The 19008-nt window shown below is 63.6% G+C and carries 22 protein-coding genes; 10 read left to right on the top strand and 12 right to left on the bottom strand.

What is annotated here, in order from left to right; all coding sequences use genetic code 11:
* The first annotated feature begins 3 nt into the window (after positions 1-3).
* Positions 4-819, top strand: coding sequence for a cupin domain-containing protein (locus ACZ5Y5_RS21010; RefSeq protein WP_464811759.1), 816 nt, complete (start codon positions 4-6; stop codon positions 817-819).
* A 111-nt stretch (positions 820-930) separates the two neighbouring features.
* Here ACZ5Y5_RS21010 and ACZ5Y5_RS21005 read toward each other — a convergent pair whose 3' ends face one another.
* The 7 genes from ACZ5Y5_RS21005 to ACZ5Y5_RS20975 form a co-directional block, all read right to left on the bottom strand.
* Positions 931-1656 (bottom strand): hypothetical protein, encoded by a 726-nt coding sequence (locus tag ACZ5Y5_RS21005; RefSeq protein WP_464811758.1) that lies wholly within the window; start codon positions 1654-1656, stop codon positions 931-933.
* Between the two features lie 24 nt (positions 1657-1680).
* Positions 1681-2340 carry a hypothetical protein gene (locus ACZ5Y5_RS21000; protein WP_464811757.1) on the bottom strand — a complete coding sequence of 220 codons (660 nt, stop codon included), beginning with the start codon at positions 2338-2340 and terminating at the stop codon, positions 1681-1683.
* 13 nt (positions 2341-2353) lie between these two features.
* Positions 2354-3205, bottom strand: a complete 852-nt coding sequence (locus ACZ5Y5_RS20995) for an alpha/beta fold hydrolase (RefSeq protein ID WP_464811756.1) — start codon at positions 3203-3205, stop codon at positions 2354-2356.
* 33 nt (positions 3206-3238) lie between these two features.
* The gene (locus ACZ5Y5_RS20990) at positions 3239-4144 is read right to left on the bottom strand and encodes a VOC family protein (protein WP_464811755.1); all 906 of its coding nucleotides are present in this window, start codon (positions 4142-4144) and stop codon (positions 3239-3241) included.
* 79 nt (positions 4145-4223) lie between these two features.
* Complete coding sequence (gene leuD / locus ACZ5Y5_RS20985) at positions 4224-4838, bottom strand: 3-isopropylmalate dehydratase small subunit (RefSeq protein ID WP_464811754.1); 615 nt, start codon at positions 4836-4838, stop codon at positions 4224-4226.
* The gene (locus tag ACZ5Y5_RS20980) at positions 4835-6268 is read right to left on the bottom strand and encodes a 3-isopropylmalate dehydratase large subunit (protein WP_464811753.1); all 1434 of its coding nucleotides are present in this window, start codon (positions 6266-6268) and stop codon (positions 4835-4837) included. The genes leuD (ACZ5Y5_RS20985) and ACZ5Y5_RS20980 overlap by 4 nt, the downstream gene beginning before the upstream one ends.
* A 22-nt stretch (positions 6269-6290) precedes the next feature.
* Positions 6291-7490, bottom strand: a complete 1200-nt coding sequence (locus tag ACZ5Y5_RS20975; protein ID WP_464811752.1) for a CaiB/BaiF CoA transferase family protein — start codon at positions 7488-7490, stop codon at positions 6291-6293.
* A 93-nt stretch (positions 7491-7583) separates the two neighbouring features.
* On the opposite strand from ACZ5Y5_RS20975, the gene ACZ5Y5_RS20970 reads away from it, so the two are divergent.
* The 9 genes from ACZ5Y5_RS20970 (at position 7584) to ACZ5Y5_RS20930 (ending at position 16786) form a co-directional block, all read left to right on the top strand.
* On the top strand, positions 7584-8540 hold the full coding sequence (locus tag ACZ5Y5_RS20970) for a hydroxymethylglutaryl-CoA lyase (RefSeq protein ID WP_464811751.1): 957 nt from the start codon (positions 7584-7586) through the stop codon (positions 8538-8540).
* Positions 8537-9217, top strand: coding sequence for an isochorismatase family protein (locus ACZ5Y5_RS20965; RefSeq protein WP_173276901.1), 681 nt, complete (start codon positions 8537-8539; stop codon positions 9215-9217). The genes ACZ5Y5_RS20970 and ACZ5Y5_RS20965 overlap by 4 nt, the downstream gene beginning before the upstream one ends.
* Positions 9217-10131: a polysaccharide deacetylase family protein gene (locus tag ACZ5Y5_RS20960; RefSeq protein WP_464811750.1), complete on the top strand. Its 915-nt coding sequence runs from the start codon at positions 9217-9219 to the stop codon at positions 10129-10131. Before ACZ5Y5_RS20965 ends, ACZ5Y5_RS20960 begins: the two co-directional genes overlap by 1 nt.
* Positions 10128-11054, top strand: coding sequence for a polysaccharide deacetylase family protein (locus tag ACZ5Y5_RS20955; protein WP_464811749.1), 927 nt, complete (start codon positions 10128-10130; stop codon positions 11052-11054). Before ACZ5Y5_RS20960 ends, ACZ5Y5_RS20955 begins: the two co-directional genes overlap by 4 nt.
* Before the next feature lie 6 nt (positions 11055-11060).
* Positions 11061-12434 carry a 3-isopropylmalate dehydratase large subunit gene (leuC, locus tag ACZ5Y5_RS20950; RefSeq protein ID WP_464811748.1) on the top strand — a complete coding sequence of 458 codons (1374 nt, stop codon included), beginning with the start codon at positions 11061-11063 and terminating at the stop codon, positions 12432-12434.
* The gene (gene leuD / locus ACZ5Y5_RS20945) at positions 12431-13024 is read left to right on the top strand and encodes a 3-isopropylmalate dehydratase small subunit (RefSeq protein ID WP_464811747.1); all 594 of its coding nucleotides are present in this window, start codon (positions 12431-12433) and stop codon (positions 13022-13024) included. The genes leuC and leuD (ACZ5Y5_RS20945) overlap by 4 nt, the downstream gene beginning before the upstream one ends.
* 4 nt (positions 13025-13028) lie before the next feature.
* Positions 13029-13883 (top strand): isocitrate lyase/PEP mutase family protein, encoded by an 855-nt coding sequence (locus ACZ5Y5_RS20940; protein ID WP_464811746.1) that lies wholly within the window; start codon positions 13029-13031, stop codon positions 13881-13883.
* A 90-nt stretch (positions 13884-13973) separates the two neighbouring features.
* Positions 13974-15107: a zinc-binding dehydrogenase gene (locus ACZ5Y5_RS20935; protein ID WP_464811745.1), complete on the top strand. Its 1134-nt coding sequence runs from the start codon at positions 13974-13976 to the stop codon at positions 15105-15107.
* Between the two features lie 53 nt (positions 15108-15160).
* Positions 15161-16786: an acyl-CoA synthetase gene (locus ACZ5Y5_RS20930; protein WP_464811744.1), complete on the top strand. Its 1626-nt coding sequence runs from the start codon at positions 15161-15163 to the stop codon at positions 16784-16786.
* A gap of 38 nt (positions 16787-16824) precedes the next feature.
* Here the strand turns inward: ACZ5Y5_RS20930 and ACZ5Y5_RS20925 are convergent, their stop codons facing one another.
* From ACZ5Y5_RS20925 to ACZ5Y5_RS20905, 5 genes are all read right to left on the bottom strand, one after another.
* Positions 16825-17580, bottom strand: coding sequence for an aspartate/glutamate racemase family protein (locus ACZ5Y5_RS20925; RefSeq protein ID WP_464811743.1), 756 nt, complete (start codon positions 17578-17580; stop codon positions 16825-16827).
* Positions 17581-17650: 70 nt separating this feature from the next.
* Positions 17651-17944 carry a hypothetical protein gene (locus ACZ5Y5_RS20920; protein ID WP_464811742.1) on the bottom strand — a complete coding sequence of 98 codons (294 nt, stop codon included), beginning with the start codon at positions 17942-17944 and terminating at the stop codon, positions 17651-17653.
* A gap of 61 nt (positions 17945-18005) precedes the next feature.
* A complete protein-coding gene (locus tag ACZ5Y5_RS20915; RefSeq protein WP_464811741.1) occupies positions 18006-18401 on the bottom strand; it encodes a PIN domain-containing protein in 396 nt (131 codons plus the stop codon).
* Between the two features lie 2 nt (positions 18402-18403).
* Positions 18404-18637: an antitoxin gene (locus ACZ5Y5_RS20910; protein ID WP_464811740.1), complete on the bottom strand. Its 234-nt coding sequence runs from the start codon at positions 18635-18637 to the stop codon at positions 18404-18406.
* Between the two features lie 165 nt (positions 18638-18802).
* Positions 18803-18976, bottom strand: coding sequence for a DUF6771 family protein (locus tag ACZ5Y5_RS20905; protein WP_464811739.1), 174 nt, complete (start codon positions 18974-18976; stop codon positions 18803-18805).
* Positions 18977-19008: the final 32 nt, after the last annotated feature.

Below are 19008 nucleotides of genomic sequence, written 5' to 3'. Positions count from 1 at the left end.
GCGATGGCACGACCTTATATCGAATTCGTCCAGACGCAGAATGTCGAGTGGGAACCGCAGGCTGACGGCAGCCTCGTAAAGCGACTGAACGTCGATCCGGTGGACGGCGAGGAAACCGCCATTGTCCGCTATCCCGCCGGCTTTTCACGCGGCGACCTTGGGGCTGAGGACCGGGCGGAAGAATTCATCGTTTTAGATGGCCGCATCATCGTGGGCGGCACGGCGCATGGCTATCATGGCTACGGCTTCGTGCCCCGCGGGAAGAGCGCCGGCATGCGGGAGACGGCGGAGGGAGCGACGCTCCTGATCTTCCGCTATGGCCGCAACGACCCGCACAGCGTAGCCGGCGTGTCGGATCGCATCACCGTCGATCCCCTGACCCTCCCTTGGGACGTGGCGCCGAGCGATCCCAACATCGCGCATTTGCGCCTCGCCCGCAAAGTGCTGCGGCTTGGGCCGAACGACAGTTCGCGCACCTTCATGCTGCTGGGCTTGCCCCATGGCGTGCCGCCGCATGAGGAAATGCCGGCGGAGATCCACGATCACTTCGAAGAGATGTTCATGCTTCAGGGCGAAATGTGGACGCCGGAAGGGCTGATTCGGCCCGGCGCCTATTTCTATCGCCCCCCGGGGATTGTGCATGGGCCGCATGTGTCGCAGGGCGGCTTCTTCCAGATCATGCGGGCGGGCGCCAATTATGTGCGCACCAGTTGGTCCGAACCCAAGCGGCTTCCGATCGGCCAAGCCTATGCCCCGACCATGCCGGACGAAGCCCCCGAGAGCTGGCGCCGAAGCTGGACCGGGGCAGACCCGTTCTGAACCCGTCTGTCGCGTAGAAGCGCTCAAAAAATCCCGCGTGAAGCTGTTTTTCGCGGGATTTCTTATTGCTGGGAAAGCGGGAATGGCCGATCGGCCCTCCCGCTGCGCAGGTCAGCGCCGGGTCAGTTCGACCAGTTCGTACCAGGTCTGCATATAGCCGCCGACGCCGCCCTTCAGGAAGATGGCGTCCTCGTCCGCCGTCACCCACATGTCATAATCGGGGTGGCCGCCCGCCATGGTGGCGTCCGGATCGGTGAACCTGAAATGAGAGGCCTCGAACGTCCCCGCCTGCACCGTCACCGTCTCATCACCCACATAGGCGAGGTGAAGGTTCGTCTCGTCGATCAGCGGCGGTGTGGCGCCTCTATGGTCAGGCGACGGCAGGAAGGTGCGGAACTTGCGATTATGCGGCCCCTTCGCCTTGTCCATCTTCTTGCAGATATAGGCGTCGCCCGAAATCGGATGCGTGCCGAAGCCGTCGAACTCGCCGACGATCGGGCGCTTCTGCGACACCCGGCCGATCGAGGGGCCAAAGCTCTCGCACTCCACGAACTCGGGCGTGATGCGGAACAGGCCGGCGCCCATGAACTCGTCGCCTACCGTCAGGCGGACGAAACAGTCGGTTGGCATGTCGTTCGCGTCGAGGCTGTAGGTAATGTCGCGCAGCACCGTAGGGCTGGGCTCATCGATTTCGCACAGCGCACGCAGCGTTCGGCTACCATTGCCATGCTTGGTGAAGGTGAAATATTCGCGGCCGCGCTCCTCACCCTCGCGGCCCGGCTTGTTCGACGTGTAGAGTATCTTTCCGCTGATCGTCTTGTGCGCCATTCCCGTCATGTGTGACTCTCCTTAAGCTTGAAATCAGACCGGCGTTGCGATGCCGAGAAAGCTGGCGGCCAGCACCAGCGCCCAAATCATCAGAACCAGGACGCGCGCGCCTTCATTGACCTGGACAATGGTCGCGTCGGTCTCCGGCGTCGGACCCGTGGTAGCCATAGTGCGAATGGCGCCGAACAGCGGCACGAGCGCTCGCCTCACCAGCAGGCCAAGCGCGATGCAGGCTGCAAGGATGCAGAGCTTGATACTGATGAAAAGGGGAACGGCGATGGCGCCCTTGAGCCCAGCTATGCCGGCGACGGCCAGGCCGACGAGCACGGCGTATCGAATCCAGATGTCCAGTCGCTTGGCTCCGCCACCACCGCCATGGTCGAGGTGCACCTTCCAGGCCAGCCCAAGCCACGCAAGGCAGGCCACCGCAGCAAGCGCGACCCATTCGCCGGGGATCTGCACCCAGCCCTTCGCCCAAGCCAAGGCCAGCCCGGTCGGGAAAGCGAGGATAAGCGCGGTGCGCGGCGCCATGTCGATATTGTTGAGGATCTTGAGCGCCATCATGCGCTCGGCGATGGAGCGCTTCGGATCGGTCATGAAGGTCGATCCGTAGAAAGCCCCGAGATCCCCGCCGAGCCAATAGATCGGAATCAGAATGTGCAGAAAGGTGAGCAGCGCAGTGCTGATGTCCACGGGCCTATTCCTCTCAAGCCGCCGCTGGCGCTTGCGCGAAGAAGCCTTCGATCGCTGCCTTGCGGCGCTCCCCGAAATCGGCGGCGTCGGAACGGGGCAGCGCAGCGAAGCGCCCGTCGCGCACGAGGTCCGTCAACTCCCGCGTACTCTCGAGCAGCGGATCGGTCTCAGCAGCCATGAGCAGCGCCGGCACCGACAGCAGCGGCAATCGGCCGCGCCCGTCCCACTTGAACGCCGCGCGATAGTTCAGATGATAGGTCTCATTCGCCTTCATCACCTCGAGCGCCCAGGCGTGCAGATCGGCTGCGTTGCCCATGCCGCCGTCGCGACGCGCGCTGCGCGTCCGCCTGTACCAGGGGTAGAAGAGATATTGATCGCGGCAGAACTGGAACAGCCGGGTCAGATAGGCTCCCTGCTGATCGGGCTCGAACGGAAAGGCATAGTTGGCGAGGATGTCGTCCAGCTCCTCGGGTGTCAGCCAGCTCACCCCGTCAAGAACGACCCGGCTGATTCGATCGGGCGCAAGGATGGCAAGCTCCGCCGCGACCGCCGCGCCGGTGTGGGAGCCGTAGAGCCGAACCTTCTCCAACTTCATAACATCGAGGAAGCGGAGCACGGCTTCGGCCAGTTCCGGGATCACCGGCTCGCGGTTGAACAGCGCCTCACTGTCGCCATTGCCGGCCGTATCGGGCGCGATCACCCGCGCGCCGCCGGCCAGATCGCGGATCAGGCCGACGAGTTGGCGCGAACTGCCCGGCGACGCGTGCAGCGCCAGGATCGGATCGCCCGATCCCGCCTCGCGATAGTGAATCTGGCCGTGCGGCAGGTCGACAAATCCCCGCCTGACTTTGATGGCATCGGTCATGTTTGTTCCCTTGTTCCAGCGCGACGGGCGCGGTCACTCACCCCAGGCGAGCGCGTCGCCTTCAATCACTTCGAGCAGCGCGCCCTCGGGCGTCCGCAACACGCCCACGCGGGCCCCGCCGTAGAGCGGTCCCTGCCGCACGACAGGCGGCGAAGCCCAATGCCCCTCCAGCCGCGCAAAATCGGGATGCATCATCGACACGATCGCCACGCCGGGCGGCAGCGCGCCGGGATGCGCCGGCCGCTTCGTCGTGCCTTCAGGATATTGGTCGGCCTCCAGGAAGACCTGCCCCTTCCACTTGATCGTCACCAGTTCGTGCCTGGAGTCCTCGGGCAGGCTGAACGCCAGCGAGATCATCGAATATCGGATGGCTACCGGCCCGCTCACCTCCAGCCCCAAAACGTCCGCTATCCACGCCATCGTGGCGCGAAGGTTTGGGCAAGCCAGCACCATGATGAAGGGCCGGTCGATCAGCGATCGCGGCTTGGGAAGCCCGCTGGACGGGTCATCCACGCGGATTTCGGTAAGGTAAACCGTCTCCTTGTCCGGTCCGCGCACCTGCATCGGCTTCACATTGGGGAAGCCGTCGAGCGGCTTGGGCGGACCAATGACGTCGAAAACCTTGGACTCGATCATCCGCGCATTGACGGCCTCGACATCGTCGACGCAGATTTCGGTCGCGGCCCAGCCATAGGTGCGGATGGGCAGATAGCCGGGAACCTCATCCCCCTCGATGAAGCGGAGAAAGACCGGGCTTCCCGAGGTGGGCTGCATCACCACCGCGCGGCGGCCGGCGCTGGCGGGCGCGCCCCACGCTTCCGCAAGGTCGGCGGGCACCGAAATGTCCTCGACCACCTTATAGTCGAGCCATCGCGAATAACGCTCCACGGCGGCATCAACATCAGCGACGATATGAGTCGCACATTTCAGAAGCGTCATGCGCGATGCCCTTCCCTCTATTCCATGTCATTTGGTATAGTATTAATACAATAGCAAGCACATTCACGCGCCTGAAGTTTCATTTTTTGAAATAGACCCACGGCCGGCGAGCAGCGTTCCGCTCACGGAACGCGGAGATTTCCGCCTCCCGCTTTAGCGTTAGCTGGATCATATCCAGCCCCTCCATCAGCATGGTCCGCGCTTCGTCATCCAGATCGAAGCGCCACTCCCTATCGCCCTGGCGCACCGTCATGGATTGCAGGTCGACCAGGACCCTCTCGCCGCTTGCCGCGCCTGCAGCGAGGACATCCACCGCCTCTTGCGCCAGCGTCACGGGCGCGATGCTGTTGCGGATGCAGTTCGCGCGAAAGATCGGGCTGAAAGAAGGCGCGATCACCACGCGGAACCCATATTCGGCCAGCGCCCAGACGGCATGCTCACGACTGGACCCGCAGCCGAAATTCGCGCCCGAGATCAGGATTTGCGCTTGCCGATAGCGAGGATCGTTGAGAATGAAATCCGGATCAGGCTCGCGACTCGTCGTGGCGACGTAGCGCCAGCCTGCGAACAGCCCGTCGGATAGGCCGGACTTGGAAACGGTCTTCATCTCGCGCGAGGGGATGATCGCATCCGTGTCCACATTGTCGCGCAACAGCGGGACCGCGACGGCATCGATGGAAAGAAGGGGGGTCATGCCGCTTCCCCCACGCCGCGCGGATCGGCGATGCAGCCAGCCAGCGCCGATGCGGCCACTGTCTCGGGCGATGCGAGATGCGTGCGCGTGCCCGGCCCCTGCCGGCTTTCGAAATTGCGATTGGTGGAGCTGATCACGCGCTGCTGCGGACCGAAGCTCTCCCCGCCCGCGAAAAAGCACATGGAACAGCCAGCCTCGCGCCACTCGAAGCCCGCCTCGGTGAATATCCGGTCGAGCCCCTCGGCCTCCGCTCCAGCCTTCACCTGGGTCGATCCGGGGACGCAGATCGCCTTTACTCCGGGCGCGACCTTGCGGCCTGCGACGATCGCGGCAGCGCGGCGCAGGTCCGACACCCGGCTGTTGGTGCAGGAGCCGATGAAGGCAGCGTCGATCGGCAATCCGATCAGCTTCGTGCCCGGCGCCAGGTCCATATAGGCGAGCGCACGATCATAATCGGCGCGGCCCACCGTTCCGGCGAGCGCCGCAAAATCCGGCACCGCGCCGTCCACCGACGTCACATGCTGCGGACTCGTCCCCCAGCTGATCATGGGCACGAGGTCGCCCGCATCGAAACGATGCTTGACGGCGAACTCCGCATCCTCAGCGGTCTTCAGCCCCTGCCAGTCCGCCATGGCCGCATCCCATAGCGCGCCGGCCGGGGCATAGGGCCGCCCCTTCAGATAGGCAAATGTCGTCTCATCGGGCGCGATGATCGCCCCGAAGGCAGCCAGCTCGGTCGCCATGTTGCACAGGGTCATGCGCGCTTCCATGTCGAGCGCGCGAACGGCCGATCCGGCGAACTCCACCACATGCCCCTTCGCGCCGCCGGAACCGAGCCGGCCGATGATGTGGAGCGCCAGGTCCTTGGCGGTGACGCCGGGCGCGAGCAGCCCGTCAATGGTGATGCGCATGTCGAGTGGGCGGCTGACCCGCAAGGTCATGGTGGCCAGCGCATGTTCCGCTTCGGTCGAACCGATACCCCAAGCCAGCGCGCCGAACGCCCCTTGGGTGCAGGTATGGCTGTCGGGACATACCAGCGTGACGCCAGGCAAGACGATACCCTGCTCCGGCGAGATGACATGAACGATGCCCTGCCGGGGATCGTTGAGGTCGAACAAGGTGATGCCATGGCGGTGTGCGCCCTCCCGCATCGTGGTAAGGAAGGCAGTGCCGGTCGGCATGAGTGTCCGGTCGGTGCGTCCCGGAAAGGTGTCGACGATATGGTCCATCGTCGCGAACACCTGCTTCGGGGCGAGCACCTGCCGCCCCGCCTCGTCCAGACTCTTGAGCGCGACGCCGCCGGTGCGTTCGTGCAGCAGCAGGCGGTCGATTGCGAGCAGGTCGCTGCCGCCGGTAAGGTCCGCGACGACATGCATGTCCCAAATCGCGCCGGCGAGTGTTCGCCCGGCGCCATCGGCCTTCCTTCTCATGATGGCGGCATTTTCTTCCATGTCAGCTGGCAGCCCCACTCGCCGCCGCAACAGCATTCGATCCGATCAGCGCCGCGATTTCCGCGTCACCGAAGCCGAACTCCTTCAATATCTGCTCGCTATCCTCGCCCGGCCGGGGCAAGTCGTGGCGAACACCGGGCAACTCGCCGTCCAGTTCGACCGGCGTTGTCGGCAGCTTCACCGCGCGGCCGTCGTTCAGCGTCAGCTCGACCAGCGACCCGTTGGCGTTGAGGTGCAAGTCGTCGAACAGGTCTTCGGGCCGCGTGATCGGCGCGAACGCGACCCCCGCCGCCTCCAGCTTTTCCAGCAACTCAGCGCGCGTGTGTCGCGCCATGATGTCGCGGACGATCGGCACGATGACGTCGCGCGCCAGCACGCGGTCGTTATTCTTCGCATAGGCAGGGTCGCTGCCGACCGGGCCAAGGTCGAACGCCTTGGTGAAGCTTTGCCATTGTCCGTCGCTCACCACGCCGACGAACAGCAGTTCGCCTTCCCTGGCCGTCTCGAACACATCGTAAATGGCCCAGGCAGAGATGCGCTCCGGCATTGGGCGGGCGGCGTGGCCGGTGACCGCCATCTGCGCCATGTGCTGGCCCACCATATAGGCCGTGGTTTCGTAGAGGGAGGAGCGCACCGTCGCGCCCTTGCCATCCCTGTCCCGGCGGTGCAGCGCTGCGAGGATGCCGATCACGCCGAACATGCCTCCGGTGATGTCGATCACCGAAGCGCCCGCGCGCAGCGGACGGCCGGCTGGCCCGGTCATATAGGCAAGGCCACCCATCATCTGCGCCACCTCGTCGAGAGATGCCCGCTTCTCATAGGGGCCCGAAAGGAATCCCTTGGCGCTATAATAGACGAGGCCTGGATTGCTGTCCTCGAATGCCTCCGGCCCTAATCCCAGCTTGGCAAGGGCGCCGGGGCGAAAATTCTCGATCAGAACGTCAGCGCCGTTCGCCAGTCGCTTCGCCGTCCCAAGCCCTGCTGCACTTTTGAGGTCAATGCAGATGCTGCGCTTGTTGCGGTTGAACATCGGGAAATAGCCCGAACCGGAACCCAGCAGGCGGCGAGTCTGGTCACCGCCAAGCGGCTCCACCTTGACGACATCTGCGCCCAGATCCGCGAGGATAGCCCCCGTGGATGGTCCCATGACCATGTGGCTGAACTCCACCACCCGCAGCCCCTCAAGGGGAAGATTTTCCATATACTGCCCCAAAAGCTCGCTCCCGTGGTCTCGACATCGGAGATTTAATTGATATATACACAATACAAATGAGATCAAGGCAGGAATGCGATGATGGACGTTCTGATCAGTGAAGTCGGTCCAAGGGACGGCTTGCAAAGCATCTCGCAAATCATGCCGACGACGGCGAAAAAGCGCTGGATCGACGCTGCCGTAGCTGCCGGAATCACCGAAATCGAAGTAGGCAGCTTCGTTCCCGCGAAGCTCCTTCCCCAGCTCGCCGATACAGCCGCGATCGTTGAATATGGGACTAGCGTTCCGGGCCTTACGATCGCCGCGCTGGTGCCCAATGCGCGCGGGGCGGCCGACGCTTTGGCCGCCGGTGCGCACAAGATCACGCTACCCCTGTCGTGCAGCGAGTCGCACAGCCTCGCCAATTTGCGGCGCAGCCACGCGCAGGTGATCGAGGACGCCCGCATCATCGCCGGCATGATTCGAGAGCTGCCGGAAGGCGAGCGGCCTCATTTCGAAGGTAGCCTCTCCACCGCTTTCGGCTGCACGATCGAAGGCGAAGTCCCGCAGGCGAAAGTGGTCGAACTGGCCGAGGCATTGATGGCGGCGGGCTGCGATGAGGTGGGCCTTGCCGACACAACCGGCTATGCCAACCCGCGCTCGGTCAGGCAGATGATCCAGGCGATCTGGTCAGCGGTCGGCAGGGAGGCGCTGACGGGCATCCACCTGCACAATACGCGCGGCTTGGGACTCGCCAACGCGCTCGCGGCCTTTGAGACGGGCCTCACCACCTTCGACAGTTCGCTGGGCGGTCTGGGCGGATGCCCCTTCGCCCCTGGCGCGAGCGGCAATATCGTGACGGAAGATCTGGTCTTTATGTTCGAATCGATGGGCGTCAGCACCGGCATCGAGCTCGACCTGCTGTTCGCCCTCCGCGACACTGTGCAGCAGGCGCTGAGCAATGAGCCGCTTTACGGATTCACCCCGCTCGCCGGGCTGCCGCTGGGATTTACGCCCGCCACGCAAAAGAGCGCAAACAAGGAAGGAGCAGTCGCGTGACACTGGTCGGAACAAAAATGGTCGAAGAGAACAAAACCGCTCGACAGCTGTTCGAGGAAGTCATGGCGAATCCGGAACGAGCCAAGTTCGGTTTCGGCCGTAAGCTCGCCATCGTGAACGTCGATCCGCAAAAGGCCTATACCTGTATCGACGAGTTCAAGACCGCCTACGAAACCGACCCGCGACAGATTGAATATATCAATAGCATTTCATCGCTTGCCCGCGCCAAGGGTATGCCCGTCATCTGGACTCATGTCGCCTATGCGGAGGACGGGTCCGATTGCGGCATATGGGGAACGCGGACCAACACCCCCGATTCGCTCCAGAACATCAAATATGGCAGCCGCCGCTATGAGTTCGACGATCGCTGCGAAATCGATCCCAAGGACATGGTTTATACCAAGCGCATGCCGTCCGCCTTTTTCGAGACGCCGCTCCAGTCGCTGCTCGTCTATCATGGTGTCGACACAGTGGTCGTTACCGGCGGATCGACTTCGGGATGCGTCCGCGCCACGGCTGTCGATGCGCTCTCCCGCGGCTATCGCACGATCGTCCCGATTGAAACCTGCGCTGACAAGCATGAGAGCTTCCATTTCGCGAACCTCACCGATCTTGCGATCAAATATGCGGATGTCGAACCGGTGCAGACCGTCATCGACTGGCTGGAGGCGCAGTGATGCGCGAGGGCGAAAGCGATCCGGGTCTTTACGACTATCTTCCCTATCGCGGCCGGCCGCGCATCGAGTGGCCGGACGGCAAGACGGTCGCGGTCTGGGTCTCTCCCAATCTCGAATTTTACGAGCTGGACCCGCCCGCCAACCCACACCGCAAGAGCTGGCCCAAGCCGCATCCCGACGTGGTCGGCTACAGCCATCGCGACTATGCCAACCGGGTCGGCCACTGGCGCATGGCCGATGTGATGGAAAAGCACGGGTTCAAGGGTTCGGTGTCTCTCTCCGTCGCTCTGTGCCAGCATGTGCCGGAGGTGGTCGCCCACGCCAATGATCTTGGCTGGGAGTTTTTCAGCCACGGCATCTACAACACCCGCTACAGCTACGGCATGGATGAGGCGCAGGAACGCGCGATCATCGAGGATTCGATTCGGACCGTCCGCGACGCCACCGGGCAGACGATCAAGGGCTGGCTCGCCCCCGCCCTTACCCACACGACCCGGACGCTCGACCTGATCGCCGAATATGGCATGAGCTACACCTGCGACCTCTATCATGATGACCAGCCGATGCCGGTCAGGACGAAGTCGGGCCGCCTCATTTCCATGCCCTACAGCCTGGAAGTGAATGATCATTACGGCTTCTTCATCTATAATATGAGCCCGCGCGAATATGCGCAGACCCTGATCCGCCAATATGAGCGGCTTGCGGCGGAGGGCGCGGCAAACGGCACCGTAATGTGCATCCCCCTGCACAGCTATCTGATCGGCCAGCCGCACCGCATCGGCCCGTTCGAGGAGGTGCTGCGCCACATCGCCGCCGACGGCCGGGCTTGGATCACGCGGAGCGGCGACATCGCCGACCATTATTCCGCCCACTATCCCGAACTCGCCGCCAGCGCGGCAGGAGGCGCGGCATGACGCTCGACCCCAGCTATCTGACCTATCCCAAGCGCCGCGAGGGAATGGATCACGACCTCTATCCCTGGTCCAACATCTTCGAGCGCAAGCTGCTGGCGTGGCCGGGCGGCAGACACGTGCTGAGCTGGATCGTGATCGACCTAGAATGGTTCCCGATCACCCCCAATGACAAGCCGTTCCGCGCGCCGGGGCATATGGCGACCGCCTATCCCGACTATCGCCACTATACGTCGCGTGACTATGGCAACCGCGTCGGCATCTACCGCCTCCTCGATGCGCTGGATAAAGTGGGAGCAAAGGCGAGCATTGCCGCCAACAGCGTCATTGCCGGGCGCTATCCCACGCTCATCAAGGACATCGTGTCGGCGGGGCATGAAATCATCGCCCATGCGACGGACATGAACGCCGCCATCGCCACCGGTGTGCCAGAGGAAGAGGAGCGCGCGATGATCGCCGCAACCCTCGACGGGATCGAGAAGGTCGCGGGCGCCCGCCCGTCGGGCTGGCTCTCCATCGCGCGGTCGCAATCGTTCAACACGCCCTCGCTGCTCGCGGACGCTGGGCTGACCTATATGTGCGACTGGGTGAATGACGATCTGCCCTACCGGATGACGACGCCCGGCGGCCCGATCCTCAACCTACCGCTGAACCACGAATTGTCGGACCGGCAGATCCTGACCGTGCAACAGCAGAGCATGGCGAGCTATTGCGAGCAGGTGCAGGACGCCTTCGCCTGGCTGAGCGGCGAGGCGGAGTGCCACGGCGGGCGGATGCTGCCGCTCAACGTCACTCCCTATATCACCGGCCTGCCTTATCGCATGGCGGAGTTTGACGGCTTGCTCCAGTGGCTCGCCGGCCGGCCCGGCCACAGCTTCGCCACCGGCGCGGAGATCGCCGCCGCTGCCGCCGACCAGCTCGCCTGAGCCGTCATGACTCGGACTTTGTACGAGAAGCTGTGGGACGTGCATGTGGTCACGGAGGCCGAGGGCAAGGCGCTGCTCTACATCGACCGCCACCTGCTGCACGAAGTCAGTACGCCGCAGTCGTTCGAGGCGATGCGCGAGGATGGGCTGACGGTGCGCCGCCCGGAAACCCAGCTTGCAGTCGCTGACCATAGCGTCCCGACCCACGACCGGGCAAAGGGCATCGAGGACCCGCAGGCCGCCGCGCAGATCGCGCTGCTAGAACGCAACTGCGCCGAGTTCGGGATCGAATATCTGAAGCTAGACGGCCAAGACCAGGGCATCGTGCATGTCGTCGGGCCAGAGCAAGGCTTCACCCTGCCCGGCATGACTTTGGTCTGCGGCGACAGCCACACCTCGACCCACGGCGCGTTCGGCGCGCTGGCCTTCGGCGTGGGCGCGTCGGAATGCGGCACGGTCATGGCGACCCAGACGCTGTGGCAGGCGAAGGCGAAAACGATGCGCGTAACCTTCACCGGCCAACTCCAGCCCGGCGTCACCGCCAAGGACATGGCCCTGTCCTTCATTGGCGCGGTGGGCGCCTCGGGCGGCGCGGGCTACGCCACCGAATTTGCCGGACCGGCGGTCGAATCCCTGTCGATGGAAGGCCGCATGACCCTGTGCAACATGGCGATCGAGGCAGGATCGCGCACGGGCCTCGTCGCGCCGGATGAAAAGACCTTCGCCTATGTGCAATCCCGCCCGCGCGCGCCGAAGGGCGCCGATTGGGACGCGGCGCTCGCCTATTGGCGCACCCTCTCCAGCGATCCCGACGCGGCTTTCGACAAAGAGATCGTCATCGCCGCCGACATGATCGCGCCGCAGGTCACCTTCGGCACCAGCCCCGACCAGGTAGTGCCCATCGACACCCATCTACCGGGTGGGGAGAAGCTGGCCAAGCCCATGCGCTACATGGACGTGCACCCCGGCGACGCGATCGAGGGGCTTGCTATCGATCATGCCTTCATCGGAAGCTGCACCAACGGCCGCATCGAGGATTTGCGCGATGCCGCCGCCGTCATTCGCGGGAGGCATGTCGCAGATGGCGTGCGCGCCTTGGTCGTGCCCGGCTCCATGCACGTCAAGATGCAGGCGGAGGCGGAGGGGCTGGACCGGCTATTCCTCGACGCGGGGTTCGAATGGCGCGAGCCGGGCTGTTCGCTCTGCGTCGCGATGAACAATGACCGACTTCCGGCAGGCGCGCGCTGCGCCTCCACCTCCAACCGCAATTTCGAAGGGCGGCAGGGCGCCGGCGCGCGCACCCACCTGATGAGCCCTGCCATGGTCGCCGCCGCCGCCCTGGCCGGCCGCATCGTCGACGTCCGAAAGGCGCTGGCATGAGGGCGCTGACCAGAGTCGAGGGCCGGGCCGCGTCGCTGCCCGATGCGGACGTCGATACCGACATCATCTACCCCGCCCGCTTCCTGCTCATCACCGAGAAGAAGGGGCTGGGAGCCTATGCCTTTGTCGATCGACGCGGCGAGCCGGATTTCCCCTTCGGCGGCGGCGAACATCGCCCGATCCTGATCGCCGGGCCGAATTTCGGCTGCGGGTCCAGCCGGGAGCAGGCACCCTGGGCGATCGGCGACCTGGGCATCCGGGTCATCATCGCCGAGAGCTTCGGCGAAATCTTCTATTCCAACTGCTTCCGCAATGGCCTGTTGCCGATCCGGCTCGACACAGCGACGGTCGATATGCTGCGCGCCCATGCCGAAGCAGGCGGCATCATCACCGTTGATCTGGAAACGCGCCAGATCAACGCGGGCGATCGCCCCCCCATCCCCTTCGACGTCGCCGATGACCGACGCGAGGCCTTGCTGAAGGGCTGGAACGACACCACCCGCATTCTCGCCCTGCACGGCGCGGAGATCAACGCCTTCGAAGCGGCGCAACAGCGCGCCGCCCCCTGGCTCTGGACCAAAAGGAAATAGCATGATGGCCGACACCCGCCTGCGAGACAAGCTCGCCAGCAAGGACTTCTTCGTTGTGCCCGGCATTCACGACATGATCACGGCGGTGATCGCCGACCGGGTAGGGTTCGACATCGTCTATGGCACCGGCTATTGGCTGACCGCCTCGGCCTATGGCATGCCGGACGCGGGCCTCGTCACCTACACGCAGATGCTGGATCGGCATGCGACGATCCTCAAGACCAGCAAGGCCGCGCTGATCGCCGACGCTGACACCGGCTTTGGCGGGCTGCTCAACGTCCAGCATACGGTGCGCGGCTATGAAGCGGCCGGCGTGTCGGCGATCCAGATCGAGGATCAGGAATTCCCGAAGAAATGCGGCCACACCCCCGGCCGGCGCGTCATCCCGATCGAGGACATGGTCGAGAAGATCAAGGTCGCCGCCGAAGCCCGCGACAATATGCTGATCATCGCCCGCACCGACGCGCGTCAGTCAGAGGGCATGGACGCGGTGCTTCGCCGGCTGGAAGCCTATTCAAAGGCGGGGGCCGACATCCTCTTCCCCGAAGCGATGGAGAGCGAGGAGGAGATGCGCACCGCCTGCGCCACCTTCGATAAGCCGGTCATGGCTAACATGGCGAATGGCGGCTCGACCCCCATCCTGAAGGGCGATGTGCTGAGTGACATCGGCTATGCCTTCGCCATCTACCCATCCCTTTCCAGCCTGATCGCCGCCTCCGCCATCGAACAGGCGTTCACACGGTTGAAGACGCAAGGTGACGGAGAGCCCGCTGACATGCCGATGTTCAACTTCAAGGAATTTTGCGGCCTCATCGGCTTTCAGGAGGTGTGGGATTTCGAAAAGAGGTGGGCGCGGTAGGGATTTCGCTTTTCGAACAGCGATGCGCCCTCATCCCGCACGGCGCATCGCTTCTGACGACGATGACAGGCGGGCAGGACAGGATCAGTTATGGAAATCACCGCTGCGGTGCTGGAGCGGACTGGCGACAACCCCCGACCCTATGCCGACAATGGGCCACTGAAGCTGGTCACGCTGACCCTAGACCCGCCCCGGCCCGGCGAGCTGCTCGTCCGGATTGATGCGGCGGGATTGTGCCATTCCGACCTGTCGGTGGTGAACGGCGATCGGCCCCGCCCGATGCCGATGGCGATGGGGCATGAGGCGACCGGCATAATCGAGGCGCTCGGGTCGGAGGACGACACTGCCTTCGCGGTCGGCGATCGCGTGATCCTGGCCTTCCTTCCCTCCTGCGGCGAGTGCGTGCGGTGCAAAGGCGGCGAGCCCTATATGTGCGCGCAGGGGGCGGCGGCCAATGGTGAAGGACGGTTGCTGAACGGCGGCCGACGCCTGCATGACGATTGCGGCCATGACGTGCACCATCATCTGGGCGTCTCTGCTTTCGCCACGCATGTCGTTGTCGATCGCCGTTCCGCCGTCAAGGTGGACCGCGACATCCCACCGCACATCGCTGCCCTGTTCGGCTGCGCGGTGCTGACGGGCGCAGGCGCCGTCATCAACTCCGCTGCCGTGCGGCCGGGCGAGACGGTGCTGATCTATGGCCTTGGCGGGGTCGGCTTGTCGGCGCTGCTGGCCGCGCGCGCATCGGGCGCGGGTGTTCTGGTCGCGGTCGATCCTTCTCCCGAAAAGCGGGCCATCGCCGTGGAACTGGGTGCGACCGCGTTCAGCCCGGAGGAACCCGATGCCATCGCCGCAGCCTTCCCCGATGGCGGCGCGGACGTGGTGGTGGAAACGGTCGGCAAGGCCGCCGTATTGAAGGCCGCCTATGCCGCCGCCCGGCGCGGGGGCCGGATCGTAACGGTCGGCCTGCCCAACCCAGCGGAAACCTTTGACATCCCCGCCATTTCGCTGGTGGCGGAGGGCAAGACGGTCATTGGCTCCTATATGGGATCGGCCATTCCGGCGCGCGACATCCCGCGCTATATTGCCTTGTGGCGCAGCGGACGGATGCCGGTCGAAAAGCTGCTCACTTCGATCAGCCCGATGTCGGAGATCAACGGACTGCTCGACAGCCTGGCCGATGGTAGCGCCATCCGACAAGTGATGGTGCCGGGCGAAGCATAGGAGCGGCCGGCGCGGAACCCATCCTTTCAGTCGAGCCTGTGGAGACTGGAACCATGATGTCCAAATATGATCAGGATCTCGGTCGCGATCCCGCCAATTTCCAGCCGCTGACGCCGCTCGCCTTTCTCGCGCGGGCGGCCCATGTCCATCCCGAACATCCCGCGGTGATCCACAGCCGCCTGCGGCTGAGCTATGCGGAGCTATACTCCCGGTGCCGCCGGCTGGCCTCGGCCCTTTCCGCCCGGGGCATTGGCAAGAACGATACTGTGTCCGTCATCCTACCGAATGTGCCGGTGATGATCGAATGTCATTACGGCGTGCCGATGGCAGGCGCTGTTTTGAATGCCATCAACACCCGGCTCGACGCTGCGACGATCGCCTACATTCTCGACCATGCCGAAAGCAAGGCGGTGATCGTCGACCGGGAATTTTCCGCCCTCGTGCGCGAGGCGCTGGCCCTGACTTCGCTCCAGCCGCTCGTTATCGATTATGAAGATCCAGAGTTTCCGCAGGACGGCCTCCCCATCAGTTCCCTCGACTACGAAGAGCTGCTTTGCGGCGGCGATCCTCTGTTCGACTGGCCCATACCAGACGATGAATGGAATGCGATCTCGCTGAACTATACGTCGGGGACGACCGGCCATCCCAAGGGCGTCGTCTATCATCATCGCGGCGCGGCGCTGCTTGCCCAGGGAAACGTCCTCACCGGCTCCATCCCCAAACATGCGATCTATCTCTGGACGTTGCCGATGTTCCATTGCAACGGTTGGTGTTTCCCCTGGACGATCTCGGTGGTCGCAGGAACGCATGTATGCCTGCGCGCGGTCCGCCGGGAGGCGATCTGGAGCGCCATTGCCGACCATGATGTGACACATATGTGCGGTGCGCCGATCGTGATGTCGACCATCCTTTCCGCCCCTCCGCCTGATCGCAGCTTACCCTCGCCACCCATCACCTTCTTCGTCGCCGGCGCGCCGCCGCCCGAGGCCGTCCTTGCCGAAATGGCGGTGGCGGGGTTCGAAGTCGTCCACGTCTATGGCCTCACCGAAGTTTACGGACCCGCAGTCGTCAACGAATGGAAGCACCCATGGGACGAAATGCCCCCCGCCGACCAGGCCCGCTACAAAGCACGACAAGGCGTCCGCTACGTCGCTCTGGAAGGGCTCTGCGTCATGAACCCGGAGACAATGATTACAGTTGCGAGCGATGGTGAGACAATCGGCGAAGTGATGCTGCGCGGCAATGTCGTCATGAAGGGATATTTGAAGGATGCCGCCGCCACGCAGCAAGCTTTCGCTGGAGGATGGTTCCACAGCGGCGACCTCGCCGTAGTGCATCCTGATGGCTATATACAGTTGAAGGACCGATCGAAGGACATCATCATTTCCGGGGGCGAGAATATCTCCTCAATCGAAGTCGAGGACATGCTCTACAAACACCCGGCGATATCGGCCTGCGCCGTCGTAGCCCGTCCTGATGACAAATGGGGTGAGACGCCATGCGCCTTTGTCGAATTGAAATCAGGCCACGCTGCGACCGAAGCGGAGATCATCGCTTGGGCTCGTGACCATATGGCACGGTTCAAATGCCCGCGGACTGTAGTCTTTCTCGACCTCCCGCGAACAAGCACAGGCAAGATCCAGAAGTTCAGACTGCGTGAACTGGCCGCCAAGCTCTGACTTCGCGCCGGTGCCGCCCTGATGCACCGGCGGCAGTATCAGAATGCCTCAGCTACCACGCAGACGGGGCAGTTCTCGTCGGCTTCCCCAGCAATCGCGTCCACCATGCGGCGCACCAGATCGGCGCGGTCCGTCGCCACGCCTTTCGCCGCGCCGTTCCTCGCCAACACGACAGCCCTTTTCGCGGCTTCGGCAAGCGGGTTGATGACCGGCACGCTGACCGCCACCGCGACCTTGTCCGCCATGGGCGACATGCAGGTGCAGCCGAGCATGATCGCCTCGGCCCCTTCTGCGATGGCCGCGTCGATCTCGGTTACGACCTGATCCAGGATGGACGCTTCGGCCTGGTTCACGCGGCTCAGATAGCCATCGGCGCCGGCGATCATGCCGAGCACATCTTCGCGTCCGACATTGCGAATGCCAAGGCAGCTCTCAGCATGACCATGAATGTGCAGCAGGCTCTCCGCCGCGAAGTTCATGGATCGCGGCCAAACCGTAACGATGGCAAAGCGGCCATGGACGGCAGCAGCAGCCAGGCCGGCTTCGCCTGACCCGACCACGGGAATGGCGAGTGCGGCACGCAGGGCGTCCCTCCCATAATCCGCAACGCTGTCGATGACGACAGCATCGACCCCTGCCTCTGCCGCGCTGAGGCCGGCCTCCATATGGCCGATGTCCTGCATCGCGCGCTCTACCGGTGTAGAAGGGAACACGCCGATCCGAGACGGCCATGCGGACAATATAGTGCCGGCTGGCAGGTCGGCACGAAGTTCGGGCCTGATAGCGGAGCTCATGCCTCGCACTGTGCCGAGAAGACCAATTTGCATATGCCGCCCTTTCGCCATGAATTGGCTCAATCGTAGATCATTTCAGCGTGAGGAGGAACGACATTTGGTCCGTGAAAGGAGAAACCGAGAGCAGCGGCAACGCCAGTGTGAAGCGCGTCGACCCTGCAAGATACAACGCAACCGAGTGAAGCTTCGGCCCGGGCAGATCAGCTTCGGCCCCGCCACTTTCCAGATCGTCGATCGGGTCCTCAATGACCAGTTTTGGGCGCAAAACGGTGGCGATGATAAAGGTGGCGAATGTCTGCTTCCTTGGATGAACGTCCGAAAGTTGACTGTCGCGAATGTCCCAAGGCTTGCCGTTTCCGGGCATGCGATACCGCCTCACGTTCAAGCGCTCCAACCAAACCACGCTCTGGCGGCTACGCGTCAGGTTATCGAAGCCAGTTCTCGACCCGCAATCCCGGCACACGCTCAAACTCCCGGACATTGTCCGTCACGAGCGTAGCGTCGAGTGCCAGGGCATGAGCGGCAATGAACATATCGTTTCCGCCGATCGGTTTGCCTTGACGTTCCAGCTCCGCACGAAGAGCACCATAGTGGCGATCCGCGTCGTCCTCGAGCGGCAGCACAGGCAGACGTTTGAGAATCCCTTCCAGCTGCGCCGTCAACCGCTCTGATCCCCTACGCTCCGCCCCGAACCGCAGTTCGCTGGCGACAATGATGCTCGTGACAATGGTCTCGGTAGTCCCCTTCGCGATATGCGCGCCGATTACACCCCGCGGATGCCGGACCAGATCCGAAAGAATGTTGGTGTCGAGAAGGTACATGATCAGAATTTCACGGCATCCGCGGGAAGATCGTCGATCGGGCCAAAATCTTCCTCGATGTCATTAAGGGTAGCCAGATAGTCGGCCAGCGACAGGGCAGGCGCGGGTTCGATGATGAGCCGGCCGCCTTCCTTGCGCATAATGGCATCTTCCCCCGGCAACTCGAACTCGCGCGGGATACGGACGGCCTGACTGCGACCATTTTTGAACAGTTTGACGTGGCGTTCAGCGTTCATGGCGACTCCTTGGCATATGACACTAGCATATGCCAAGGGAGAAGGCGAGCAGGCAGTCAGTACGGACGCATCGTTCCCGAGCGGACCGTGATTGCGAAGAAGAACAGCCGTTCGGCGGGGATGCGGTAAATCCCGCCAAGGCGAGACCTATTAAACCGGCCGGACTCAATCCAAAGGCTGCGTGGGAGCTCCATTCGCGAGCGCATCAGCAATCATGGCGGCCAGGGTTTCTTCGGCGCGCCTGCGTGCGCTGGGGTCCTTAGCCTCTAATTCATGCCGGACCCATTGTGGCGCGCGTTCTATCACTCGCAGAATCATGTCGGTGGTATTCTCGTCCATGGGCGCAGCCTATGACGGTGGATACAGGCGAA

Source organism: Sphingobium sp. TomTYG65 (assembly GCF_055395525.1).
The sequence above is the reverse complement of the archived record's forward strand: the minus strand, read 5'-3'. Positions and strand labels throughout refer to the sequence as shown.